The following is a 24,847-nucleotide window of genomic DNA, read 5'->3' as shown; positions in this document are numbered from 1 at the left end:
GCTCATTTATTAAAGTTTAAAAAAGCCAAACCTTCTAAAATTTTATCTGGTTATATCTATACCTATTAAAACATCATTATGGACGGGAAAAAAAATATTACACGACGCGAGGCGCTAGGAGGTCTCGGTATCGGGTTGGCCAGTATGGCCATTGCACCAACACTAAATGCGGCAACGGTAGACAAAACTTATTACCCGTCACTTGCTGCGCTTGAGGATCCCACAACAAAGTATCCTCGACCACCTTTTAACCATCAAAACCAGCCTTGGCCGGCACTGGCCAGCAAAATGGTACCCAGGCCCGATCACGGCGAAACCAGTTATAAGGGTTCGGGGAGATTGATGGGCAGAAAAGCACTGATTACCGGTGGCGATTCGGGTATGGGAAGGGCCGCAGCTATTGCGTACGCCAGAGAGGGTGCAGATGTCGCCATTAATTATCTACCGCAGGAGGAGCCAGACGCTAAAGAAGTTGTTGAGCTGATTAAAAAAGCTGGCCGCAAAGCCGTTGCAATTCCGGGAGATATCAGGGATGAAGCTTTTTGCAAAAAGCTGATTGACACTGCTGTAAGTCAGTTGGGCGGACTTGATATCTTGATTAGTAATGCCGCAAGACAGCAAAGCACACCTTCGCTTGCGGATTTAACCAGTGAGCAATTTGACTGGACCATAAAAACGAATATATATGCGCCCTTTTGGATTATCAAAGCCGCCTTACCACATTTAAAACCGGGCTCATCCATTATTGGAACTACTTCGGTACAGGCCACAGATCCGTCACCTGATCTTTATGATTACGCACAAACAAAAGCCGCTACCACCAATTTTGTAAAATCACTGGCCAAACAACTTGGTCCTAAAGGCATTCGGGTAAACGGAGTTGCCCCTGGACCGATATGGACACCTTTACAAATGGGAGGTGGGTCGACGCCTGAGAAACTTAAAGAATTTGGTAAAGATACGGCTTTGGGCAGACCGGGACAGCCTGCCGAACTGGCATCCATTTATGTTCAGCTTGCTGCAAATGACGCTAGTTTTTCTACTGGGCAGATATATGGTGCTGCCGGAGGGAATGGGCAGCCTTAAAAGCAGCTAACTAATGGACAATTACTATCGATATTGGTGATGATTCCTAAGATAGAATCATCATTTCGATTGTAGTGGAGAGATCTATTATACACATAAAAAGATCTCTCCCTACCCATATAGACAGACCTGTCCGCACAGGCGGACAATACGCATTGCTTTTTTCAAGGAGCAATTTAGTTAAGATTTATAATTTACGGGTGGATAAAGTTTATGATTTATCCATCGGTTCCTGTTGCTTACCTGTCTGTTCTGCAAGCATACTGTCAGGCATTATATTTCCTAGGGCTACCTGCAATTTGTTTTTTAAGCCAGAGATGACCATATCCTTTCCGGCAATCATAGCTTCATAACCATCTTTAGCCACATCTACAGGATCTGCAAGTTCACCTTCCTGTACCGCTTTAGAATCGAGCATATCCGCTTTCCTGAAAAAATCGGTATCTGTAGGACCAGGCAATAAAGAGGTGATGGTAACTGGTGTATCTTTAATTTCAGCACGGACAGCCTCATTAAATGAATGCACAAATGCTTTTGTTCCGTGGTAAACTGCCTGATAAGGTCCCGGAACTTTTCCTGCGATAGAGGCAACGTTTAAGATCTTACCAGTTCCACGGGCTACCATCTCACGTACATAAAATTTGGTTAAGGTTACCAAAGCCGAAATGTTGAGTTGGATAATGTTGAGTTCCTTACTCAGATCGGTATCTACAAACTTGCCATAAACTCCCTGCCCCGCATCATTAACCAACACGTCGATCTGTATATTTTTTGCCTGTATTTGTTCATACAGATCAACAGCTGCGTTAGGTTCAAAAAGATCCGCGGTAATTGTGATTACCTCAACCCCCTGTTCTTCAAGCACAACTGAAGCCCGTTGCAGGCTGGCCTCTTCCCTGCCTACAATAACCAGATTAAAGTGATCTTTTGCAAAAAGCTTTGCCAGTTCATAACCAATACCGCTACTTGCCCCGGTAATCAGGGCAAAATGTTTTGTATTTTCCATAACATATATTTTTCAGGTTCATTGTAAACCACCATTAATTGATGGTTTCTTAGTCGGCATTGCTTTTGCCGGTCTGCTTGTCAACATCCGAATCAGATTTTGTGGCTTGTTTAGCTGTTTTCTGATTGACATCATTATCCTGTTGATCCATATCAGCATCACTTCCCTCTAACTGTGAGACTGGGATAACGCCTACTTTCTCCTCGTTCTGTGCATCAGAATCTGTTTTTTTGTTTTCCATAATTTTTAAGCTTATTTTAATTGATATTTGCGGACAGATGAATCTGCCCTTATTGGCAATAAATGATATTTCGCCAATAAAATGCCTCCGTAATTATAAAACCTGTTAAAACCTTTGGCAGTTTGGTTTATTTCAAAAAAAACAACCAGGCTAATGATAACCTGGTTGAAATGATGTTAAGAATACTGTTAGAATTAATTGGTCTATGCCGGGATTTTTCTTGGCACTTCCCGATCCCAAAATCTGTGCTGAGCAATCATTTTGATAAACAGTTCCACTGACGAAGAAAGATTGTCTGAAACGATTATGCCCTCACGCAGCACTGTTTCCTGCGAATATTCATCAGGAAGTTTTTTATAAAAATAGGTAGCCTCCAGCACTTGTATGGCGGTAGCATCGGCAGCTATTGCCTTACAGTGTTTAAAAGCTTCGTTCAGAAAATGTACCGCATTGGCTTCTGCTTTTAACGTTGCAGAACTGTTTGTTCCTCCCGGAAGATAAACGGCATCATAAAGTACAGAGGCCGCCGTTAAGAAACTTTCATCCACATCGATCTGCTGATCATCCTGCGAAAGAATAGTACCCAGCCTTGGTGCAATAATATGCACAATTGCACCCTGGCCAACCAGTGCATCTTTCACGGTACTTAAGGATTTACCATCCACACCATCTGCTGCAAGGATAGCGATTTTTCTGGTCGCGATGGAATCTTTAGGCGTGCCGGCCATGCTCAAAGCCTCAGATTTTGCAACTTCACCTTCTTTCTGTTCTGGGGTGTAATCAGCAGGATCGGCATCAGCCGGGATACTACCATTAAGTTCTGCTAAAGGAACGGTTGGAACGTGAAGTCCAAGCGCATAAGCTACAGCTGCCGCCAGGCCTTTATCAACATGGTTCAGCAAACCCAGCATGCGCTCTCTTATGGCCACCGTTTTTACCTTGCCCAACTCAAAGCTTAATGCATCGATGAGGTGGTTTTTTTCGGCTTCAGACTGACTATTAAAGAATAACCTGGCCTGCGAGAAGTGATCGAAAAAGCTCCTACTTCTTGCGCGTATTTTCTTCGCATCAATTCGTTCATTATAACTTACAAAACCGCCCTCGGCTGCTTTGGCCTGTTGTGGATCGTTTGCAGCGATTCCGTTGGGTCCATAACTGGTTTTGCCGCGGTTGATGGTTTGGCGCATATAACCGTCGCGCTGGTTATTATGTACGGGCACCACCGGCCTGTTAATCGGAATCTCATGAAAATTTGGTCCGCCCAGCCTGATCAACTGCGTATCGGTATAAGAAAACAGCCTTCCCTGCAAAAGCGGGTCATTGGTAAAATCTATTCCTGGCACAACATGCCCCACATGAAAAGCAACCTGTTCCGTTTCGGCGAAAAAATTATCGGGATTGCGGTTTAAAGTCATTTTTCCAATGCGCTGCACTGGAACCAGCTCTTCGGGAATGAGTTTAGTCGGATCCAATAAATCGAAGCCAAACTTAAATTCGTCTTCTTCGGCTACAATCTGAACACCGAGTTCCCACTCGGGGAAAGCCCCAGCTTCTATTGCATCCCAAAGATCCCTTCTATGAAAATCGGGATCTTTTCCGGAAATATTCTGTGCTTCATCCCAGGCAACAGAATGTACGCCTAATAATGGTTTCCAGTGAAATTTCACAAAACTGGACACGCCAGCTGCATTAACAAAACGGAAAGTATGCACGCCAAAACCTTCCATCATGCGGTAACTTCTTGGAAGGGCCCTGTCGCTCATCACCCACATAATCATATGTGCAGATTCGGGCATAAAGGAAATAAAATCCCAAAAAGTATCGTGTGCCGATGCAGCCTGAGGCATTTCATTATCTGGCTCCGGCTTTACTGCATGTACCAGATCAGGAAATTTAACTGCATCCTGGATAAAAAACACTGGCATATTATTACCTACAAGGTCAAAATTACCTTCCTGAGTGTAAAATTTTACCGCAAAACCTCGAACATCGCGGGCAAGATCGGTAGAACCTCTTGATCCTGCTACCGTTGAAAAACGAACGAAAACAGGCGTTTCCTGGCCCGGATCGCAAAGGAAAGCTGCCCTGGTGAGGTCAGACATATCTTCGTATACCTTAAATACCCCATGCGCTCCAGATCCCCTGGCATGCACAACGCGTTCGGGAATCCGCTCATGGTCGAAATGGGTAATTTTTTCCCTTAGTATAAAATCTTCTAATAAGGTTGCACCGCGATCGCCGGCTTTAAGTGAATTCTGATCATCGTTTATTCTAACACCATGATCGGTTGTCAGTTTTTCACCGGTAGCATCTGCAACAAAGGCCTCCAGTTTAGCGGTTTTATCATTGTCCTGTTTTATCGGACCGGTATCTTTTACCATTGTTTTTTTTGCCATTTTCTTTCTCCTTTTCTAAGCCTCTTCGGCGGCTTCATAATTAATTTCACTTTCAGCAATATCGGTCAGCTTGGTATCAGCAAGTTTTTCTTCCGCAAGGGTTTGTTCAAGCAAATCTGCAATTTCTGTTAAACCCAATGTTGTAGCCAAATGGAAAAGTCCACCATAAGAAGCAATTTCATAATGTTCAACCTTTTGACTGGCGAGTATGATGCCCACATCACGTGTTGCTGTTCCGGCTTCTGTTTCCTCAATAATACTTTCACCCTCTTTACTCAATCCTTCCATGGCATCGCATTTTTTTGCTATGGGTTTTTCGCCAAGCAGCTCAAATACTTGTTCAAGCCTGGCTACATGTCCTTTGGTTTCGGTAAGATGAGATTCGATTGCGCTTTTTAATGCTGGTGCTGTTGCACTCGCAATCATTTTAGGCAAATTTTTAACCAAATGATTCTCTGCCCAGTAAAGATCACAGATTCCATCTTTAAAGAGTTCTTTTAAGGCCGGAGAAGCCGCTACCGTGGTTTTAGCGCTAAGTTTTGGATTACTGCCGCTGTCTTGTTTTTTCATGGTATGTTTTGTTTAAGGATGTTTCTTTGTTAACCATCATCTATTAGAACCCTATATTTCGCCATATAGTTTCGGTAATTTATCCTTGTTTTAATACGTGTTTATTAAAGGATAGCTATTCCGTGCAACCTTAATCGACAAAGAGGAAATAACCTCACGCACAGAGATGCTGAACTTCATTAAAATTTTTGTTAGGTGACCAGTTTCTGATTAAAATTTTCGGACAACCATCTTTCGGCCGGAAAGCAATCATAATAACTGCGCTAAGCATCAAATAACAGGTGCGGGGAAAAAACCCAAAACCATTCTTGATTTTACCCTGTTCTAAAATAAAGAATCTACTAAGAACATTATTATGGCAACTACAAAAACGGCGGCGAAAAAAACCGCAAAGCCTACAGGAAAAACAGGAAAAATTGAGCATTCAGAATTTCACGATTTTTTTGTAGATGAATTAAAAGATATTTATTGGGCTGAAAAACATCTTGTGAAAGCGCTTCCGAAAATGAAGAAAGCGGCCACAAGCCCTGAACTTGCAGCCGCTTTTGAAAAGCATACGCAGGAAACAGAGCAACATATCAGCACCCTTGAAGAAGTATTTAGCCTTTTAGGTGAAAAAGCAGCTGCAAAAAAATGTGATGCCATGGCTGGTTTACTGGAAGAAGCTAACGGAATTATTGCTGATACTGATAAAGGTACCATGATCCGTGATGCCGGACTGATCCTTGCTGCTCAAAAAGTTGAGCATTATGAAATTGCAACCTATGGAACATTAAAGGTATTTGCAGAGAATATTGGCCACAATGATGTAGCTGAACTCCTTTCACAAACCCTTGAAAATGAAAAGGCAACAGATGTAGCCCTAACAGAAATAGCGGTTAACGCAGTTAATGCGGAAGCTGTAGCAGAATAAACAATTTAAAAGGCTCTTCGGAGCCTTTTTTGTTATCCTATTTTATTTCCTTGATCGTCACCCTGATCCGATAGCTACCGGATTGATTTCAGGTTTTTTTTTTTGCAAAAAGATAATTCAGCAGAATTACCTAATGTGCAACTAAAACACTAATTGAAATCATCGTTGAAATTACGACCAAAAAAAGAAAGATTTTTCATTGCATTCAGAATGACAAAATGAAAACCTTTTCGCTACCACCACAGTTATATTTACATGGAAAATTTAGATCTATTGATAATCCCCGCAGCCAGACAGGGCGAAACTGAAGTATTAAATGAACTGATCAGCAGGGGTGCCGATGTAAATTTCAGGGATGAAAAGGGATATACGCCATTAATTATCGCCTGTTACAATAACCGTTTATCATGTGTAGAAATACTCTTAGCAGCAGGTGCGGATATAGATGCTGCCGACTATGGCGGCAATACGGCATTGATGGGGGTTTGCTTTAAAGGTTACCTGCCCATTGCAGAACTACTGATAGCCAATGGTGCAAAATTAGATCTTCAGCATGGAAACGGTGGAACCGCCTTAATGTTTGCAGCCATGTTCGGCAGGAACGATCTGCTGAAACTCTTACTTGAAAATGGTGCAGATAGTTCTATCACCGATATGCGTGGACAGCGAGCTGCAGAACTTGCAGCCATGCAAGGCAATGAAGAAGGACTTGCCCTATTACAACCTTAAGGTCTGCCATCAAGCAGTCCTTTTACCAGCATTTTCCATTGCGGATAGGATAAGCCCAGCTTTGCACTAACGCCAACAATCATGTTTCGTGTCCTATCAATCAAATTTCCATCATTAACATTTGCCTGCTCATTCCTGCCATGTTCTTCTGCCCGTACCGTAATCCGATCCCTGCGTATAATAAAGGTAGAAGTAGCATGGTCTTTTAAAAAATGAGCAACCTCTTTATCCTCATTTAAAGGCGAAGAACAAGGACGTACACACATGCTGATCATTTCATAATTACCTTCATGCACTCTTTTAATTTCTTCAACCAGCACCCAATCAAAACCATCACCAGATAATGGACCGGGTCCTGGGATATCTATTCTGATAAAGTCCCCTTTTTGAGCCGATCGCAGCGCTTCTTTCCCATCAGGCGAAAAAATTTTAAAGTCTGATAGTCCGGAGATTTTGCCCCATTCATTCACCGCAAGCAACCTTTTTTCAGCTGCTGCGAAAAATTCCTGAGCCTGAATAAAGCTGCTTAATTTACGTTCTTCAACTGCATCCATCTGGCTTCCAACAAGCTGTTGGGGAACCAAATCCTTCGTTAATTTTTCCATAGTCTTTTTTCTATAAAACCATGTGTCTCTCCGCTTAGTTTCGTTATTTATCAAACAGGATGAAATCTTTTAAAAAAAACAACATCAAATTTATTGAAATAAGGTTATACAGCTTTTAACGCGATTGAACTTTAGAAAATGATGTAAGGAGTTGCTTTAAATGTTAAGTATAACCTTTAAGGTGAAGGGATGTTAATTTTACTTTTTGCTAGCTCTAATCAACTTTAACTTAAAACGTACGTCGCCCTGATCCGATAGCTATCGGATTTATTTCAGGGTCTGTTATGTCAAAGATGCTGAAATAAATTCAGCATGACGAATTGATCTAGTCAAGGGAATAAGAAAAAGTTTTGCTTGAATAATCTACCATCCATTAATTGTTAATACAAGAATAGATGCAACTAGATATATGTATTAATCTCCTTTAATTAAGCAATGCATTAACCGAATCTAAGATATTGTTCAAATCGAAAGGTTTGGCTATAAATTGATTTGCTCCTGCATCATTAGCAATCTGTTCTCCATCCCTGCTGGCTGAAATTACAATAACCTTTAGCTTATTATGGGCCGAATGGTTTCTTAACTGCCTCAGCACTTCCTGCCCTGAAAGCCTCGGCATCCACAAATCAAGGATCAATAAATCTGGCTCCTCCTTATCAATAGCTGCCTGTACTTTTAAACTGTCATTTACCGAAATCACCGTATGTCCCACATCATTCAAAATCATTTCCAATACATCAATAATCCCTTCGTCATCATCGCAGATCATGATTTTCTTATTATCCATTCGTTTCCTTTCCTGCCTTCGGTAAAGTAAAACTAAATATAGAACCTTTGCCTATTTCGCTTTCTACCCAGAGGGTACCATTGTGATTTTTAATAATCTGGTCGCAGATATACAGACCTATCCCCATACCTGGGAATTTCTTCTGGATTTCTACTCCCCGATAAAACCGTTCAAAAACTTTTTTCCTGTCTTCAGCACTCATTCCCAAACCAAAATCCTTTACTGATACCTTTACATAATCACTTACGTTGGCGATATTCACTTCAATTTTATCAGAATCAGGAGCATATTTAATTGCATTTGATAACAGGTTACTCACTACCTGGGCGATGTGTGATTCATCGGCCATTACGTTTGCTCCAGTTTGTCCACTCAATATAATTTGGTGACCAGGAACCGTAGCACGCATGCCCTCTACCGCTTCGGAAATCATCACATCAAAATCAAACTTCGTCATATGCAATTCCATGTTACCACTTTGGATGCGTGAAACATCAAGCAATTCACTAATTAACGAGTTCAATCTTTCTACATATACAGACACTTTACCAAAAGTAGACAAAAATTTCTCGCTCGCATTTTCTGGCATGGCACGTTCTAACAGCTGCACATAACCTTTTATAGTGGTTAGCGGTGTGCGGAGTTCGTGACTGGCAATGGATAAAAAATCATCCTTTCTGGTCTCCACCTCGCGCTTTTCGGTAATATCTTCTATAGCGAGTAGAATCTGGTCTTTAAATTGTCCCTCAAACTCTACCCGGTATGCATTTAGAAGCATCAGTTTCTTTCCGATGTGTGGAAAATCATGTTCAACCTCAAAATCTACAACAGGATTATTGGTCGGCAGGATTTTAACAAGTAAATCTCGCAGCTTTGGAATATCCCATTGATGGTTACCCAAATCATATAATTGACGGCCTACTGTTTCTTCCTTACTTACCTTAAAAGTCCTTAAAAAATGATAGTTAGCACTCAACACATTGAAATCAGGATCTAGCACTAGAAGTCCTTCGCGTACCGTTTCAATAATACTGGATAGGAACGCTTCGCTTTCCCGAAGTTCTTTTGTACGCTCCTTTATCCGCTTTTCCATCACCAACTTTTGTTGACGCAGGTCCTGTTCCACACTCTTTCTGGAGGTTACATCATTTTGAACACCAATAAAATGGGTGATTTCGCCATCCGCATTTTTAACCGGCGACATATAGAGTTCGTTCCAGAAGAGGTCACCATTTTTTTTATAGTTTCTGATTTCTACCCGGCATTCTTCACCCTCAGTAATACATTTGGCTAAAATTGCCCGCTCTTTTTGGTTCCTGTCTTGCGCTTGCAGAAATCTGCAATTGTGGCCAATAATTTCCTTTCTGGAATATCCGGTAATATCTTCAAAGGCCTTATTACAATAGATAATTGGATTATCGGGTTGAGTATGATCGGTAATGATGATGCCAGAAATAGAGGCATCCAATGCCATGGTCATCAGTTGAAAATTAGATGCGCCTGCATTTCCTGTAAGTTCGAATTTTCGATTGTTAGATGTTTCCAATTGATCAGTATAATATTTTGAGTAGCTGACTTATATTTTAAATAGTGATTTGATCATCTCTAATTTAGTTTAAATGAATAAAATCCATCATATAACCCCTTAAAAGATCTTTTGTTTTTTTTTATTTATAACTACAATGCGGTAATATGGGCAAAGCATAGACAACTGTTGAGGGATTAAAAAATAGACAGATCAAAGTATTTCATCCTCAACCGGTATCTTCGCTTTGCAGCAAACTGAAACCTGATTGTTTTATAATATTTTACTAAAATAGCTTTTTTAAAACAATTCTGAAACTACAGCTGTTACAATGCCACATCTACTTAAAAAACTATATAATCGGTTAGTTGAAATCGATCGGGCTGCCGGTAAATCCGGCAGCTTTTTTTTATTAATGCCGACTTAGGCAAAATCCACCTGAAAATTTACCTTATCATTTACCGGCAAGTAACAGATAGATCCTGCCATAGCTTCGCTCCCTATACCAATGATTTCACCACGGTAGTTTACAATTTCCGAGCAAAGATATCATCCAACACCAAATCCTCTGAAGCCTTTATTTGCCGATTTGGTACGGTAAAACCGCTTAAAAACGTGGGCCTGGTCTTCTTTTAACTTATCTGCTCCAGAACTGAAAACCATGGAGTTAGCTCAATAAATAATCTTTTTATTCTGTCCTTAAGGGGAGCTAAAACATTTTCCAAAAATAGATGTTTATCTGCAAATACTCCCGTTTGCGGAGATACAAACACTATTATAACGCACAGATTGGAAAAAATAATCAACAAACCTGCATCAGGAAAACTTATTTACCGGATTTTGCTGATCCTTGCATTGGGCATACTGCTTGTTGCCGAAGGCTTCTTTGGTTTAAGGCTCCATGAATTATCGGAAAAACAGGAACAGATTAAACACGATTATTCCAGGGTAAACAACATCACTTATGGGCTTTTTTCTGTACAACAATGGAAAGACAAAGTTGCAGACATTGTTCACCACCAGGTTTCGGGGCTCAAAATAACCCGCAAACAAAAAAAGGTACTGCAGGGTGAAGTGGAACAGGTGTTGTTAGCACTTATTGATAAGGCAGAAGCCCTGGTAAACAAACCAAAAAAAACCATCAGTGGGAAGATTCAAAAGTTTGCCATCAAAAATTTTGTTAATTCAGATAGTATCCGCGCTGAAGTGCCCACCTTTGCCAGAAAAATAATTGCTGAAATAGATAATCCTAAAAATAAAAAGCAACTGGGCAAAATGGCCTTAGGCGAATTTAATGAGATAGCCAAAGAGGAAAGTCAGGATACGGCATTTGTTGCCAATAATGCCATAATGAAAAAAATTTACAATCGTTATGGTGTATCGAACAATCAACAGTTAAACCAAAAGCTAACAGGTTCATTAAGCAGCATTCGGCAACAAACCTATTACTACTGTTTTGGCATGTTAAGCTGCGTAATTGTTGTACTGGCCTTATGGTGGCTATTGCGCAAACGTACTGATCTGCACACCACGCTTTTCATCATGTCGCTCCTTTTCGCCTTCATCCTCTTAGCTGTGGGCCTAACTGCATCTATGATCGAAGTAGACGCCAGAATCAGATCTTTAGATTTTGTTTTGCTTGGAGAACACGTGGTTTTTAACGATCAGGTACTTTTTTTCCAGAGCAAGAGTATCATGGATGTTGTTCGGGTATTGATCAGCCAATCGGCGATAGATTCAGTGCTGGTTGGTGTACTGATTCTGGCTTTCAGTATCCTGTTTCCTGTAGTTAAGTTAACTTCAACCGGTATTCATCTGCTGGGTGGCAAAAAGTGGGCAGAAAATGGCATCATTCGGTATTTTGCTTTTCAATCGGGTAAATGGAGTATGGCTGATGTAATTGTAATCGCCATTTTAATGGCATACATTGGCCTTAACGGACTTCTTGAAAATCAGTTGCGCGCATTGAACATCAATAATGATTCGCTTACGATCCTCACGACCAATAACACTGCCCTGCAACCGGGCTACATTATTTTTATCTGTTTTGTACTTTATGGATTGATTCTTTCGACTATCCTTAAATCTATTACTCCGCACGAGGTGCATTAAATCCGAAAATGAATGAGCGAATTGCAAAAAGATAACACCAGTACAAACAACAGGGTTAAGCCAAAACAATCCAGATCAGCATCTTTTATCCTGATTGCTGCGCTTTCACTACTATTAGTGGCTGCAGCCTATTGTGGATACCATTTCCGTAAACTTGCTTATGAGCAGAAGCATATTAAGGAAGATTATAGCCTTTCTAACAACATTACTTTTGGTATATTTTCGGTAGACCGCTGGGGAGATAAAATATCAGCTGTGGTTGATCGAAAGGTAAAGGGATTTAACCTCACCAAAAGCCAAAAAGTGGATATGCAACAAGAGGTTGAAAAACAGTTGCACGGTATGGTCAACAAAGCTGTGGCTGAAGTAACAAGGCCTCAGAAAGGACTTGGTGCAAAACTCAAAAAACTTGCTTTCAATACATTTGTAGATGTAAAAGAAATCCATGCATTGGTGCCATCTTTCTCCCGTACCATTGTTACCAAAATAACCAGTCCTAAAAGCCTAAAAAAGTTAAAATCTGTAGCTACTGGAAAACTTGATGAACTGGAAGCGCAGACTTATGACCGAAGCAATGAGACCATTTCATCAGTAGAGCATAGCATTTTTCAAAAGTACAAAGTAGACAATGCAAATGCTTTTGAAAAGGTTATAAATTCAAAGCTCGAACGGATTAAGGCTTTAAGCTACCAATATGCCATTGGGATGACTGCCTGTATCCTTATTGCCTTAATGCTCTGGCTATTATTGCGTAAGCGGGTAGATAGTGAGGTGACACTTTTTGTGATTTCATTACTTTTTGCCTTTATTTTACTTGCAGTAGGTGTATCTTCTCCTATTATTGAGGTAGATGCCCGAATTAAGACACTTGAATTTGCCTTGCTTGGGGAAAAACTTGTTTTTACCAATCAGGTACTCTTTTTTCAAAGCCAAAGTATATTGGGTATTATTGGCACCCTGGTAGAACAGCCTAAACCAGATGCCGTATTGGTAGGCATACTGCTAATGCTCTTTGTGGTAATACTGCCTTTATTACGTCTTATTGCCCGGGGACTGCTCGTATCATGCAGTACATTGTTGGGAAATTCGAAATTTATCCGTTTTCTAGCCTTTGACCTAAGCAAGTGGGACATGGCCGATGTGATGGTAGTTGGGATAGCCATGACCTATATTGGTCTTAACGGGATCTTAAAAAGCCAGCTATCGGGGCTTAATATCGATACCGAGGCACTTAAAGTAGTAACGGTAAATAATTCTGCGCTACAGCTTGGCTTCTTTGTATTTGTAGCTTATGTGGTATATAATATTATTTTATCTTCTATTTTAAAACGCATGGATGAGCAAAATGGTCCCTGTAATTAGCATTAATTAATTGTAAATTGCTGGCTAACCAATTACAGCAATATCTTTTATTGGTAACGCTATTATTCACTTAAAGCTAAAACAAACAATTAATAGCCTTTTTAAATTTTATAGTAAATATTACATCGCTTTTGCTATCGCGCTGAGTGTAATGGATTGCTTTATTAAGGTGTTGAAATGGTCTTCGACTCTGCTCAGAATGACATACTTGATAATTTTATTAATTTTTTAAATAGGCGCTAAAGATTTAAAAAATCTTGTAACTCTGGTAAACTGGTAACTCATCAAAATTATTACTTTTGTATTTAACGGGATATAATCAATGCTAGCTACAACCAACACTTCCGATTTTATTTCACTTGCGCCGATACCGATCTTCGTTATTGATCCCGATTCACTGCAATTGGAATATGCAAATGCCCGGTTTTTAGCTGTAATAAATCAAAGTCTGGACGAAATTTTGAAACTGAATTTTCATGACATTTTTGGCCAAAGCCTATTTTCAGCCACCTCTGATTTCTTGCTGCAGTTGAAAAATACTTCAAACCATGATACCATACCCGTACAGATTCCTGATTTAGAAAGCAGCATAGCCCCATTTTCAAATTATAGTTATTTTGCCAGTAGATTAGTTGAGGCAACGGGTAAACTTAAAATTGCCATTTGGTTAATTGGTAAAGCGATGCCGCCAGGGGAACAGGATGCATCTGTTACTAGCCCAAACGTAGCATACCAGGAGATTGAGAAAGAAATGCCGTCAGCAATGGAACATACGGTAAAGCAGCCTACTATAGAATATGTACAAGTTACAGAAGAAAGCCTGGAGATAAAATATGAGCCTTTACCCATTGCTCAAGATGATGTTCAAAAGAGCAAAGCGGAAGGGAAACAGCAAACTTTGGGAGAAACCTGGACACAACTGGAAGCAAGCCGTGAATGGTTTAAAAATATGGTTCGATCCTCTCCTGTTCCTATGTTGATTACTAAGGGTGAAGACATGGTGTTTGATGTGATTAATAATGCCATGCTCCATTTAATTGGTAGAGATAGCTCCGTTTTGGGAAAGCCCTGGTTTGAGGCTATTCCCGAATTGGTTGGACAACCCGTAACAGATGAACTGTTTTACGCCTACCGTTCGGGGCTCACGCATCATGTGCCCGGTGTTGGCATATCACTGATCAAAAATGGCGAACCAACATTAGGCTATTACGACCTGACCTATACCCCTTTGAAAATAAATGGAAAGGTAATTGGGTTGATGCAAACAGCCACCGACATTACCGAGCATGTTACTTCAAAAGAAAAACTTCTAAAGGCTTATGAACAGATCAGGTTATCGAAAGAAGCCGCTCAACTAGGCACTTTTGATATGGATATGGTTACTGGCCATTTACAATGGGATGATCGGTGCAGGCTGTTATTCGGGATAAGCCATTCAAACGAAGTTGATTTCGAGCGGGATTTTTTACAGAACCTTCATCCGGAAGATTTAGATCGGATAAATGCGGTTTTAGCTTACGTTTTCGACAAACAGGCCAGTAATGGCATTTATGATGTAAAATATAGAACTATTGGGTCTGAAGATAAACGCCTGAGATGGATCAGAGCCAAAGGACAGGTTTATTTTGATGCCAACGATAAACCGCTGCGATTTATAGGTTCGGTGCTGGATATTACTGAGCAAAAAGAAGATGAACAGCGCAAAAATGATTTTATTGGTATGGCGAGCCATGAGCTAAAAACACCGCTTACCTCGATAAATGGTTACCTCCAACTTTTGCAACATCATGCCCGTTTGCAAAGTGAGGACAGGATGCTTGCCACAATTGATAAATCGCTAAACCAGGTGAAGCGGATGACCCGAATGATCGATGGTTTTTTAAATGTTTCCCGTTTGGAATCAGGTAAAATAGCTATTCACAAACAACAATTTGAAATTACAGGCTTATTAAAAGAGATTTGTGAGGAAACCTTGACGTTAACCAAAGGTTATGATGTAAAACTCCGCCTCGCCGATGAGGTAATGGTTTATGCCGACCGCAATAAATTAAACCAGGTACTCCAAAACCTGATTGGTAATGCCATTAAATATTCTGATTTAGGAAGCGAGGTTAACATACAATACGTAGTTGATCAAAGCCATATTACTATTAGTATTATTGATAAAGGCATTGGCATTAAGCCCGAGCATCAACAAAAACTTTTCGATCGGTATTACAGGGTTGAAAATGACAGTACCATAGCTGGTTTCGGAATAGGTTTATATCTCTGTGCTGAAATTGTAACCCGCCATCAGGGTAAGATATGGGTAGAAAGTGAATTTGGGAAAGGCAGTACATTTTCATTCAGTATTCCGCTTGGTACTATAGGCTAATGCATTAAAAACTCATCTGGTCAAAAATTACCAAATCGCCGACAGATTAAGGTAAGTCATTTCAACCGCAGTGGAGAAATCTTTTTATATAGTCCAAAGATCTCTCCACTCCGCGTTGCTCTGGTCGTGATGACGATTATTCTATTGGGGTCTATCTAAGGCAGCCATTTAATCCCTATTTTTTTCCCTTTTCAAGATACTCCATTGCGTTCGCTACATAAACCAACGGGGCATTCCAATTGATGGCAATTTCATTACTTGCATAAGATTTTACATCATCCAGGTATGATAATTCCGGCTCGGACTCATATTTTAATCCATCTTGTTTCTCCCGGTTCGGCCCACCAACCAGCAAGCCTGGAATAGGTTCAACAATACCATCTGCGAAAGATAAGCGATGATGTGGGTGCAGCGGTGATTTGTAACCAATACCTGTTACAAAAGAATAACCGGTGGCATTTTTACCCAAAACGTAATCCAGGTTACTCACCGCAGCATCGAGATAAGCATCCTTTTTGGAAAATAAATAAGCATTAATTAGTAATATGCTTTGATTCATCGCTGATGAATTACTTCCCCATGCAAAGTCGTAAATCGAGGCGCCGATCACGGTATGATATGGGCCTGTTTTAAAGGCAGCTAAGTAGCGATCAGCAAGTGTAAGTATTTTCTTCTTCAAAATACTGGTTACACTTTTGTAATGCTCAGGAAGCTGCCCCTCGCATCTAATCAACGTATAATACCCGAGTATGCCCACATTACTCCAACTAGGCAAGCTTACCGGCGCATTTAAACGGGAAAAAAAAGCATCAAAATATGCTTGTTCTCCTGTTGATGCCAAAAGTTCTGCCGAAGCCCAGATCCATTCATCTTCAAAGTCCTTATCTCCGTAAGCTCCTGTGGTTACTTTAAGGTCGTACGTTTTGTTGAGTACATCCTGATCGTAAGCAACGTTTGGATTATTTAACGCCCAACGCCAGGCATTCCTGGATGCTAACAGGCAACTATCTGCCAATCCGGGATATTGTTCTGGAAAATGTTTAAAAATGCGATAAGCCTGTGCGGCAACAGCCGCTAAATTAAGTGTAGCTGCAGTACCTTTCGCCACCACGTAACGTTTTGATAAGGCTTTATCTGGCATTACCATACCGTCGAAATCCAGGTTTGTACATTTATGATAAACTCCGCCATCGCCAGGATCCTGCATTTTAAGCATCCATCGCAAATTATAAACCGCCTCTGTTAAAACATCCGGAACTTTGTTTTTTGCATGTGGGATATGCACCTCCTGGCCAAGGAAATATTCAGAAAAATCTTCATAAGCAGAAAGTAAGGTTGAGGTAGAGATACCACTATTCACCACATATTTATTGTAGTCTCCGGCATCGTACCATCCGCCAGAAACGTTAATCTTACTATCAACCTTACGGTTTTTAGAAGCCGCCGATGGATGAATATAAACCGATGTATCAGGATGCTCGGCAGCACGATTCCATTTCCCTGCATAGTTCACATCCAGCGTAAATGAAGCACGCTGGTAATAAAATGCTTTTAATGCGGCCAATGCTAAATCTTGGTGCACACCATCTGCAATCTTAAAAACAGGAGAATCAGGAACTCCAGCAACTCGGATGATATATTCGCCTGGTTGATCGAAAGTACTAAAATCTGCTATTCTCGTTGTAATTTTTGAATAGCCGGTAGTTTTTGGCTCCGATAGTACGCCTGTGTACACTGCCTTTCGCCCTGGCATAGATAACAATTCGAACTTACTTTCTGAAACCGGATGGAGTAAAACTGCACTTTTTTCTAGCTTTGGATAATAACCACACTGGTTCAGCACAATCTCCGGAGCTGCCATTTGCTGCGCATTTACCACAGTTGTAAGCAACAATAACCCGATTAAAAAAAACCTATATACCATGCCATTCATCATAAATATTTTTCAAACTCAGATTGAGTGAGCACTTTCAAACTCACCTCATCTACGAACATGGTGCCCGTAACATAGCCCAATGCAAATAAAAATTTAATTTTCGTAACACCTGGTGGAATGATGTAGGCTTTTTCATATAACTTCCAATCTTCATCTCCGGTAACTGAAGCAATGTTGATTCCCTCGCCTATTTTAGCTTCCTGTTTATTAAGCATTTCGAAAAGAAATAATGCACCATTCCAGGCGTTTTTTCCGGTACTCACACCATCTGCCTTAATTTTAGCGCTCATCAGCATGTATTGGGTATTTTTTGGTAAAGAAACAACCTGATGCATACCCATCCATTTAGAAGAATCTGAAGAAAATAGCGCGGCGCTCATTTTCCCGGCACTATACATGTATGGCGTTACTTTTGCCGAATAATCAACCCAGCCTTCTAACTCATTTTCAAAACCACCGTTAAGCACCAGGTTTTTTTGTGCAAAAACAGTAGAACCAGCTACCAGCATGATGATGCCGGCAAGGATATATTTTATCAATTTCATTATCAATGATTTTAAAATTACAAATCTGGAGGGAGTCTGGAGCGTATTTGCAGTATGGATTTTCGTAGTAAGATCGTCATTGCGAGAAGGCTTTTTCAGCCGACGAAGTAATCTTTATGGCAGCGATTTACTGGCGAAAAAGATTGCTTCGTGCCTCGCAATGACGATATTTAGCATATATTATATCAACATAAAGGTTTTCTGGACTTTAATAAAAGTTAGAACAACTTTATTTATAATACAATCTCACTAAACGGAAATATTTGCTTTAATTAAAATTAATACACCCCAATATCATCAATGTAAATCGTTTCTGGAGCGTTGCCACTCAACTCCTGAAAACCGATCCAGTTTAAACTTGTAGGTTTGCCCGGCTGACTAGCGTTCTGAAAACGATCTATTGGAACCACATAGTTTGTCCACTTGCCTGCATGCAGTACAACACTTACATTACGGTTGTCAAAATCACCTAATGCAACCTTTACCACTTTACCTTCAGTACCTGTTGTACCATAAATAGAAAACTTAACATAGGTTTTATCACTTAAATCAACAGGCGTGTTACTGCCAACGGCATATCCTGCATAATTTCCAGTATAGGTAAGTTTGATTGAATGGTTACCGCGTTTTACTATCTCGGTATTATTCACATCTGCATTAGCACCTCCAAAATTGAAATCGTAACCCGCTGTTATCTGATCATCATAAAATAAATGCCTGAATCCAAATGGCAACAGTATCGGAACCACAACGCCATCATAAGATACATATGGACCAGTACCCGTACCACCTGGAGTGGTAACACTTACTGCACCCAGCGCACCTGTTGGAACAGTTACCTTCAGTTCAGTGCTCGTTGAAGAGACTACATTAGCTTCTGTTGTACCGAATTTAACGCTTGATACCTGATCAAAACGTAAGCCGGTAATGGTAACTACATCACCAGGGTTACCAGTAAACTGACTCAGATCACTAATTGCAGGAGCAGGTTGTTTAATGCTAAAGTTAAAGGAAGTACTACCATATGAATTGGTCAATGTTAATTTTCCTGTTTGATTGATCCAGGTAGCGGTTGTCGGGATCATCACGATAATGCTGTTATCACTAAAAAGTGCAGTATTAAGATAAGCTGATGCCCCATTGAATTCTACTTTGTTAGTTGACTTCAAATTTACCCCTTCAATAACATAAGTTACACCAACATCGCCAGCAGTAACTGTTGAATCTAGTGGCGTAACTTTAGTATCTCCTGGCCTAACTAATGTACGAACCCGGGTAATACTTGGTGCGCCCTGTCCTTCTTTTTCCTTTTTGCAAGAGGTGGCAAAGATCAGCATGCAAAATATGCCAATCAGATAAAGGGCTATAATATTTTTATATAACGTTTTCATATTAGCTTATTTAAAATTGTAAGGCACTGGAGCCAATAGTAATTTTGGATTTAGAATGGTTTCTGTTGTAGGATAAGGCAAACGGAAATTGGCATCGGTTGGGGTATATTTTTGTCCCCAGATTACAACAGGTGTGGTATTGCTGTAAATTCCTCTTTCCTGATTGGAAATAATGGCAATTGCTTTAGGATGTGAGGTCACATTAAAACCATCTAACCTACCCAGATCAAACCAATAATCTGCCTCAAAAACGAATTCCATACGGCGTTCCTGGTAAATATCCTGGATAGTGATCGAAGTTTTGGGAATGAGTCCTGCCCTTTTTCTGATTTTGTTAAAAGGTACAAGCGCTGCATCATCAGCAGTACGATCAGCACCTGCAAGCACTGCCTCAGCTTCAATTAACAATACATCGGCATAACGCATTAAATATGTATTATTACCTGTCGAAAATGCTGCACCTTTACCGCCATTATCTGCAGGTGTGCCCACAACATATTTTTTAATAAATGCCGGCATCCCCTGGGCAACCGCTCCGGCAGGTAAAGTGTAACCTCCTTTGGCCTGGTTAATTTCAGGGTAAACATCTCCCTGCATCATCACCGTTGGCTTTCTCCTTAAATCGCCGGGCTCGAAAGCGGTAAGCAAATCGATAGAAGGTGTAACGCTTCCATAACCATCACCAGTACCCGTAATTTCAGAATTAAATGCAAGGAAAGATTGTAGTGCATTACCATGTCCATATGAGGATCCGCCCAACCATTGAATAGCGGCAACACTTTCCTCGTTATTATTATTAGCTGTTTTAAACAAGTCAGCGTAAGTTTTGCCCGAAATATCTACTCCATACAATTTAAATTCGCCACTGTTGATCACCTGTTCGGCTTTTAACCGGGCATTGGCATAATCGCGCATGTACAAATAAACTTTAGCCAATAATGCAGATGCTGATCCGCTGGATACTTTACCCTGAGAAACAGAACCCGTTCTGATCATTTTATCACAATTCTCTTCCGCAAATTTGAGGTCGTTGATCATGAATTTGTAAACGTCAGTTACCGGATTGGTATTAATCTGATAATTGCTCACATAATCCAGGCTGTTTTCAATAATAGGCACGTTTCCCCACGTTCTTACCAAATAGAAATAAGCCATAGCCCGCATAAATCTGGCTTCGCCAATTGCATTATTAACGATTGGTGCAGGCACGCTGGCTGGCACCTTGGCTTTCAGATTATTAATTAACGCATTAGATTGTGCAATTACACTATATAGCGAATTCCAGGCTGATGCCAATTGGGTATTATCTCCTGTTACAGAAAAATTTCCAAAGTTGATCACATCCGGAGAATAAGTGTGCGCATTGCCGCTTAATAATTCTGAAATACACCAGGAAGCTTTTGCATTCCAATCGAACCATGGAGAGTTGTACAGGGCAATGGTACTGGCCTGAACCTGTTCGGTGTTTTGGTAAAAATTATCAGCACTAAGTGAATCCTGTGGAGGAATATTAAAAAATTCTTTTTTACAGCCTGCGCTAACAAAGGCTATAAAAATAAAGCTGTATATTAAATATGATTTCATTTTGTTCAATAATTGTAGGTCACTAAAATTGTGCATTTATCCCAAAAGTGATGGTCCTGGCAATTGGATATCTTCCCAGGTCGATATTATTTAAAATGGCACTCTGGTTCATCGCCCCGATTTCCGGATCATAACCCTTATATTTTGTAAAGGTGTAAAGGTTTTGTACGCTTGAGTACACTTTTAAATTTGAGAATTTAAATTTCCTGATCCATGAAGCAGGCACTCTGTATCCCAAACTAACATTCTGGATGCGTAAAAAAGATCCGCTTTCCACATAACGGTCAGATACAAACAGATTGGGATTATCAATACCGATTTTAGGTGCAGGAATATTGGAATCTGGATTTTGTGGTGACCAGAAATTGCTATATGCCGCATATTGATTCTGATATACAGCCGCCAGGTTACCCATGGTATTGTTTAACAGGTTCATAATTTTGGAGCCGTAAGATCCGTTCAGGAATAAGGTAAAATCAAAAGCTTTATAACTAAAAGTATTGGTAATACCATAGGTAAATTTAGGATTTGGATTTCCGATCGCTGTACGGTCTTTTTCGTTTATTACGCCATCACCGTTTACATCTTCATATTGCACATCGCCCAGCCAGGTGCTGCTGCTGTTGTTGGCAATGCCTCGGCCAAATTGAACCGGAGCAGATTGAAGTTGATCTTGTGTTTTGAATATTCCCTTTACTTTATAACCATAAAATTCACCTACCGATCTGCCTACCACGGTACGGGTAACCGGAGTTTGCAGGTAAGCGTTGGTTACTGTTCCGAAGAGTTCGGTAAGACCGTTACCAAGCGCTTTAACTTCATTATTATAATGCGATAGCACTACACTTGTATTCCATTTGAAATCGCCCTTTTCAAAATTGCGCGAGTTGATGTTCAAATCAAAACCTACGTTGTCAATTTTTCCAAGATTTACATACGGAGGGTTAATACCGCCCAAATAATCAGGACCACCCACTAAATAGCCTGGAAGCGTAAGCTGGAATAAAAAGTCTTTTGATGTTTTTTTGTAAACATCTATACTCGTGCTAATCCTACCGTTTAGAAAGCTCATATCAACACCACCATTGTATTGGATGGAAGTTTGCCATTTTAACGATTTGTTGTCAATCCGTCCGGCAAGAAAACCAGTTCCCAAACCTGTTTGTGAAGATCTTAACAAAGAACTATATAAATAATTTGGAACATCCTGGTTGCCCACCTCTCCATAACCCAAACGGATCTTAAGCGTGTTTACTACCTTATTGATCCCCTTCATAAACGGTTCTTCAGACAATTTCCAAGAGGCCGCAAAGGATGGGAAATAACCTGATTGTGATCCTTCAGCGAACTTAGAAGTCTTGTCTCTTCTGATTGTAGAAGTAAGGCTATATTTAGAATTGTAGGTATAAATGGCACGCGCATAAATTGATTCCTGGCGTTGTGTACCAATATATTCATCATTGGTAGCCGTTATGGCCTGGCCTAAATTCAATGATTGTACATCGTTACTATAAAATCCCTGGCGTGTTCCTTCAATCCCTCTCCAGTTTGACTGCTGAACCTCGTAACCCAAAATAGCGCTTAGGTTATGCTTTTCACCAAAAGTCTGGTTATAATTAAGGTATTCTTTCCAGATCAAAAATGTACTTTGCTGATATCTTTCCTTTAAAGAGGCAGTAGGATTGGTAAAACGGCCCCATGAATAACTCGGCGTAAATACATTATTATCTGAGAAATTAAAATCACCTCCAAGTTCTGATCTTAGCGATAATGGTTTAAGAAACTTAATCTCGTTATAAATATTGGTGTTAATATTAGTCCTGTTCAGTTTATTTTTGATTTGCTGGGCCTGGGCCACTGGATTTAATGCCGCTGCGGCAGCTAATGGATCAGACACAGGAGGACCAGTATACGAACCATCAAGGTTGGTTACTGCTAAATCAGGCGCCTGCAATAAAGCATTGTAAATAATACCGTTATTATCACTGGTCACTACATTTTCTGCAGATCGGCTTCCGGTTAAGGTAATACCGAGTTTAAACCATTCTTTCACCTGGGCATCAGCATTTACCCGAAGGCTATAGCGGCGAAAATCGGAGCCGATAACGGTACCATCCTGACCAAGATATCCACCAGAAATGTAATAGGTTAAGCCCTCTTTTCCACCAGAAACAGCTACCTGATGACTTTCTTGTGGTGCAGTTCTAAATATTTCTTTTTGCCAGTTAGTACCTTCTCCCAATATTGAAGGATCTGCAAATTCAACCCTTCTACCAGTACCATAAATATCGCCCAGAGAGTTTTGAAGTGTCGCATACTGGCGAAGATTCATCACATCCATGTATTTTGCCACACGCTGGAAGCCATAATAGCCATCATAATTTATAGATGAATTACCGCTTCTGCCCCTTTTAGTGGTGATGATAATCACACCGTTTGAAGCCCGGTTTCCATATATTGCTGTTGCAGATGCATCTTTTAATACATCAATCGACTCAATATCATTTGGATTGATCAAAGACAACGGACTCACGGTAGTTTGCGAATTGGCATTGGAAGATGAAGCCTGTAATGGAGATCTTCCACTGGTACTCTGATTGCCTGCATCGCCAGAAATTGGCACACCATCTATTACATATAGAGGCTCATTACTACCGCTTAAAGAAGTTACGCCACGTACCCGTACAGATGTATTGCTACCAGGCGCACCAGAATTTTGCGAAATTGTTAAACCTGAAGCCCTACCCTGCAGCATCTGATCAATACTGGTTTGAGGTACATTAGCAATATCGGCCGCCTTTACCGACGAAATAGATCCATTAAGATCTGTACGTTTTTGTGTGCCGTAACCAATCACCACCACATCAGAAAGTGATGTAGTTTGTGCCTTAAGTACCACATTTAGCATACTTTTGTTGCCAGGATTAACCTCCTGGGGTTCCATCCCAACAAAAGAAAAAACAAGGGTGGTTGATCCTGAAGGCAGCGAAATCTTAAACTTACCATTGATATCGGTTACAGTTGATTGTTTTGTGCCCTTTATATTAACAACTACCCCGGGCAGCGTTACGCCTTTTTCGTCGCTCACCGTACCAGAAATTTCTATATCACGAACAGAAATGGTTGTAAATAGCGAATAGGCATTCTTTTTAAGAACAATGGTTTTCTTAATGATTTTGAAATCGAGGTTGGTATTTTTCAACACTATGCCCATTACCTGCTCAAGAGGCATATTTGTTACATTAATGTTTATTTTATATTTATCGTCTATATCAGCACGTCTGAAAAGCAAGTGATAACCACTCTGTTTTTCGATTTGCTTTAAGATGGAAATGACGTCAGAATTATTCTCTTTAAGGGTTAGATTCTGACTGAAGCTGCTAGCGCTAACCTGCATTAGGGTGAGCGTAAAAAAAAGCACTACGAGTCTCATTGTTAGTAAGATTTGGTAAGAATCACGGCGCAATACCTGCCTGATCCTAAAAAATAAATTCATATCTTTATGGAGTTTTGGTTAAATTATAATGTTGTCTAAATCGGATTGTAAGTAACCTTTACAGTAACCGGATGTGCAGCGAACACTATCCGGTTTTTTCTTAAAAAGCATGGTTACGCCTTTACATTATGCAGTGTTGTAATAGTTTCTCATGTAAAATAATTTATTTGGTTAAAATTTATTGTTTAT

General features: G+C 40.3%; 19 protein-coding genes. 6 read left to right on the top strand and 13 right to left on the bottom strand.

What is annotated here, in order from left to right; all coding sequences use genetic code 11:
- The first annotated feature begins 78 nt into the window (after positions 1-78).
- Entirely contained in the window at positions 79-1,086 is a 1,008-nt protein-coding gene (locus OQX63_RS10400; protein ID WP_322974364.1) for an SDR family oxidoreductase, read from the top strand.
- Between the two features lie 211 nt (positions 1,087-1,297).
- On the opposite strand, the gene OQX63_RS10395 is transcribed toward OQX63_RS10400, so the two are convergent.
- The 4 genes from OQX63_RS10395 to OQX63_RS10380 form a co-directional block, all read right to left on the bottom strand.
- On the bottom strand, positions 1,298-2,092 hold the full coding sequence (locus tag OQX63_RS10395; RefSeq protein WP_265850806.1) for an SDR family NAD(P)-dependent oxidoreductase: 795 nt from the start codon (positions 2,090-2,092) through the stop codon (positions 1,298-1,300).
- Between the two features lie 49 nt (positions 2,093-2,141).
- A complete protein-coding gene (locus OQX63_RS10390; protein WP_265850805.1) occupies positions 2,142-2,333 on the bottom strand; it encodes a hypothetical protein in 192 nt (63 codons plus the stop codon).
- Positions 2,334-2,536: 203 nt separating this feature from the next.
- Positions 2,537-4,729, bottom strand: coding sequence for a catalase (locus tag OQX63_RS10385; protein ID WP_265850804.1), 2,193 nt, complete (start codon positions 4,727-4,729; stop codon positions 2,537-2,539).
- A gap of 15 nt (positions 4,730-4,744) precedes the next feature.
- Positions 4,745-5,299, bottom strand: a complete 555-nt coding sequence (locus OQX63_RS10380) for a ferritin-like domain-containing protein (protein ID WP_265850803.1) — start codon at positions 5,297-5,299, stop codon at positions 4,745-4,747.
- A 355-nt stretch (positions 5,300-5,654) separates the two neighbouring features.
- On the opposite strand from OQX63_RS10380, the gene OQX63_RS10375 reads away from it, so the two are divergent.
- Positions 5,655-6,212: a ferritin-like domain-containing protein gene (locus tag OQX63_RS10375; RefSeq protein ID WP_265850802.1), complete on the top strand. Its 558-nt coding sequence runs from the start codon at positions 5,655-5,657 to the stop codon at positions 6,210-6,212.
- A gap of 255 nt (positions 6,213-6,467) precedes the next feature.
- Positions 6,468-6,941, top strand: a complete 474-nt coding sequence (locus OQX63_RS10370) for an ankyrin repeat domain-containing protein (RefSeq protein WP_265850801.1) — start codon at positions 6,468-6,470, stop codon at positions 6,939-6,941.
- Here OQX63_RS10370 and OQX63_RS10365 read toward each other — a convergent pair.
- The 4 genes from OQX63_RS10365 to OQX63_RS10350 form a co-directional block, all read right to left on the bottom strand.
- Positions 6,938-7,546, bottom strand: a complete 609-nt coding sequence (locus OQX63_RS10365; protein WP_265850800.1) for a hypothetical protein — start codon at positions 7,544-7,546, stop codon at positions 6,938-6,940. The two genes, OQX63_RS10370 and OQX63_RS10365, sit on opposite strands and share 4 nt — an antisense overlap.
- 424 nt (positions 7,547-7,970) lie before the next feature.
- Complete coding sequence (locus OQX63_RS10360) at positions 7,971-8,333, bottom strand: response regulator (RefSeq protein ID WP_265850799.1); 363 nt, start codon at positions 8,331-8,333, stop codon at positions 7,971-7,973.
- Positions 8,326-9,879 carry a PAS domain-containing protein gene (locus OQX63_RS10355; protein ID WP_265850798.1) on the bottom strand — a complete coding sequence of 518 codons (1,554 nt, stop codon included), beginning with the start codon at positions 9,877-9,879 and terminating at the stop codon, positions 8,326-8,328. The genes OQX63_RS10360 and OQX63_RS10355 overlap by 8 nt, the downstream gene beginning before the upstream one ends.
- Before the next feature lie 528 nt (positions 9,880-10,407).
- Complete coding sequence (locus OQX63_RS10350) at positions 10,408-10,521, bottom strand: ATP-binding protein (protein WP_265850797.1); 114 nt, start codon at positions 10,519-10,521, stop codon at positions 10,408-10,410.
- Positions 10,522-10,647: 126 nt separating this feature from the next.
- Here OQX63_RS10350 and OQX63_RS10345 point away from each other — a divergent pair, with 126 nt between their 5' ends.
- The 3 genes from OQX63_RS10345 (at position 10,648) to OQX63_RS10335 (ending at position 15,706) form a co-directional block, all read left to right on the top strand.
- Entirely contained in the window at positions 10,648-11,970 is a 1,323-nt protein-coding gene (locus OQX63_RS10345; protein ID WP_265850796.1) for a paraquat-inducible protein A, read from the top strand.
- Positions 11,971-11,982: 12 nt separating this feature from the next.
- Entirely contained in the window at positions 11,983-13,332 is a 1,350-nt protein-coding gene (locus OQX63_RS10340; RefSeq protein WP_265850795.1) for a paraquat-inducible protein A, read from the top strand.
- A 322-nt stretch (positions 13,333-13,654) separates the two neighbouring features.
- Positions 13,655-15,706 (top strand): ATP-binding protein, encoded by a 2,052-nt coding sequence (locus tag OQX63_RS10335; protein ID WP_265850794.1) that lies wholly within the window; start codon positions 13,655-13,657, stop codon positions 15,704-15,706.
- 175 nt (positions 15,707-15,881) lie between these two features.
- On the opposite strand, the gene OQX63_RS10330 is transcribed toward OQX63_RS10335, so the two are convergent.
- From OQX63_RS10330 to OQX63_RS10310, 5 genes are all read right to left on the bottom strand, one after another.
- On the bottom strand, positions 15,882-17,597 hold the full coding sequence (locus OQX63_RS10330) for a glycoside hydrolase family 9 protein (protein WP_265850793.1): 1,716 nt from the start codon (positions 17,595-17,597) through the stop codon (positions 15,882-15,884).
- Positions 17,598-17,638: 41 nt separating this feature from the next.
- Positions 17,639-18,187 (bottom strand): carbohydrate binding domain-containing protein, encoded by a 549-nt coding sequence (locus tag OQX63_RS10325; protein WP_265850792.1) that lies wholly within the window; start codon positions 18,185-18,187, stop codon positions 17,639-17,641.
- 278 nt (positions 18,188-18,465) lie between these two features.
- Positions 18,466-19,578 carry an IPT/TIG domain-containing protein gene (locus tag OQX63_RS10320; RefSeq protein ID WP_265850791.1) on the bottom strand — a complete coding sequence of 371 codons (1,113 nt, stop codon included), beginning with the start codon at positions 19,576-19,578 and terminating at the stop codon, positions 18,466-18,468.
- Positions 19,579-19,584: 6 nt separating this feature from the next.
- Positions 19,585-21,162: a RagB/SusD family nutrient uptake outer membrane protein gene (locus OQX63_RS10315; RefSeq protein ID WP_265850790.1), complete on the bottom strand. Its 1,578-nt coding sequence runs from the start codon at positions 21,160-21,162 to the stop codon at positions 19,585-19,587.
- A gap of 22 nt (positions 21,163-21,184) precedes the next feature.
- The gene (locus tag OQX63_RS10310; protein ID WP_265850789.1) at positions 21,185-24,595 is read right to left on the bottom strand and encodes a TonB-dependent receptor; all 3,411 of its coding nucleotides are present in this window, start codon (positions 24,593-24,595) and stop codon (positions 21,185-21,187) included.
- Positions 24,596-24,847: the final 252 nt, after the last annotated feature.

This window comes from Pedobacter sp. PF22-3, from assembly GCF_026239555.1.
Classification (GTDB): Bacteria; Bacteroidota; Bacteroidia; order Sphingobacteriales; family Sphingobacteriaceae; genus Pedobacter.
The sequence above is the reverse complement of the archived record's forward strand: the minus strand, read 5'-3'. Positions and strand labels throughout refer to the sequence as shown.

What these genes read in the sequence shown, in the direction of transcription:
- OQX63_RS10400 (WP_322974364.1), top strand. Translation starts at nt 79, where the DNA reads ATGGACGGGAAAAAAAATATTACACGACGCGAGGCGCTAGGAGGTCTC.
- OQX63_RS10395 (WP_265850806.1), bottom strand. Translation starts at nt 2,092, where the DNA reads ATGGAAAATACAAAACATTTTGCCCTGATTACCGGGGCAAGTAGCGGT.
- OQX63_RS10390 (WP_265850805.1), bottom strand. Translation starts at nt 2,333, where the DNA reads ATGGAAAACAAAAAAACAGATTCTGATGCACAGAACGAGGAGAAAGTA.
- OQX63_RS10385 (WP_265850804.1), bottom strand. Translation starts at nt 4,729, where the DNA reads ATGGCAAAAAAAACAATGGTAAAAGATACCGGTCCGATAAAACAGGAC.
- OQX63_RS10380 (WP_265850803.1), bottom strand. Translation starts at nt 5,299, where the DNA reads ATGAAAAAACAAGACAGCGGCAGTAATCCAAAACTTAGCGCTAAAACC.
- OQX63_RS10375 (WP_265850802.1), top strand. Translation starts at nt 5,655, where the DNA reads ATGGCAACTACAAAAACGGCGGCGAAAAAAACCGCAAAGCCTACAGGA.
- OQX63_RS10370 (WP_265850801.1), top strand. Translation starts at nt 6,468, where the DNA reads ATGGAAAATTTAGATCTATTGATAATCCCCGCAGCCAGACAGGGCGAA.
- OQX63_RS10365 (WP_265850800.1), bottom strand. Translation starts at nt 7,546, where the DNA reads ATGGAAAAATTAACGAAGGATTTGGTTCCCCAACAGCTTGTTGGAAGC.
- OQX63_RS10360 (WP_265850799.1), bottom strand. Translation starts at nt 8,333, where the DNA reads ATGGATAATAAGAAAATCATGATCTGCGATGATGACGAAGGGATTATT.
- OQX63_RS10350 (WP_265850797.1), bottom strand. Translation starts at nt 10,521, where the DNA reads ATGGTTTTCAGTTCTGGAGCAGATAAGTTAAAAGAAGACCAGGCCCAC.
- OQX63_RS10340 (WP_265850795.1), top strand. Translation starts at nt 11,983, where the DNA reads ATGAGCGAATTGCAAAAAGATAACACCAGTACAAACAACAGGGTTAAG.
- OQX63_RS10335 (WP_265850794.1), top strand. Translation starts at nt 13,655, where the DNA reads ATGCTAGCTACAACCAACACTTCCGATTTTATTTCACTTGCGCCGATA.
- OQX63_RS10325 (WP_265850792.1), bottom strand. Translation starts at nt 18,187, where the DNA reads ATGAAATTGATAAAATATATCCTTGCCGGCATCATCATGCTGGTAGCT.
- OQX63_RS10320 (WP_265850791.1), bottom strand. Translation starts at nt 19,578, where the DNA reads ATGAAAACGTTATATAAAAATATTATAGCCCTTTATCTGATTGGCATA.
- OQX63_RS10315 (WP_265850790.1), bottom strand. Translation starts at nt 21,162, where the DNA reads ATGAAATCATATTTAATATACAGCTTTATTTTTATAGCCTTTGTTAGC.
- OQX63_RS10310 (WP_265850789.1), bottom strand. Translation starts at nt 24,595, where the DNA reads ATGAGACTCGTAGTGCTTTTTTTTACGCTCACCCTAATGCAGGTTAGC.